General features: G+C 50.7%; 1 protein-coding gene and 1 pseudogene. One reads left to right on the top strand and one right to left on the bottom strand.

Annotated elements, in window-relative coordinates:
• The first annotated feature begins 112 nt into the window (after positions 1-112).
• Entirely contained in the window at positions 113-481 is a 369-nt protein-coding gene (locus AC19YR_RS24835; protein WP_500600450.1) for an McbB family protein, read from the top strand.
• Here AC19YR_RS24835 and AC19YR_RS24830 read toward each other — a convergent pair.
• Positions 428-552 (bottom strand): annotated as a pseudogene (locus tag AC19YR_RS24830) (IS5/IS1182 family transposase); the annotation flags it as partial. The gene AC19YR_RS24835 and the pseudogene AC19YR_RS24830 sit on opposite strands and share 54 nt — an antisense overlap.

The following is a 552-nucleotide window of genomic DNA, read 5'->3' as shown; positions in this document are numbered from 1 at the left end:
CAAACGCTTCGACTTCAAATGCCCGATCGAGGTGATGGGCGAAGTGATGCAAGAAGCCGTGGTGATGCGGCATGATGCTCCCGCTTCAATTCAATAACCGTGTTGCACTCAGATCCTGCAACCGCCCCTAATCATTCCAGACCACTACAACTACCACCAATTACATAACCTGCACTTCAGCCTAGCCAGCCAACTACCTGAAAGCGCAATAAGTGTATGCCATCACAGCTGCAACAGTTACCACATCAGCCAGCCTTATATACCTGCAATAGGTAACCCCTGCCACTTCTGTAACATTGGCAGGATGATCCATTACGAAAACCAACACACCAGTACCCAATCCTGGTCAAAACTACTCACCTTCTGTGGCGAACGACGCATCCCCATACCGAACAAGCGCCTATCACTTCTTCAAGAAGCATTGGTACTAGGCTCTGTACGTAAAGTATTGTCGCAAGCACCGCATAGCGCAGGCCAATGAGACCATCGCCGCAAAACTTGTTGCGAGCTTGTCGAAGCGCGTCACGATGCGACGGTTCTCCTTCAGCCAGC

Source organism: Pseudomonas sp. MF08817 (genome assembly GCF_059862705.1).
Note: the sequence above shows the minus strand (reverse complement) of the source record. Positions and strands in the feature narration are given on the sequence as shown.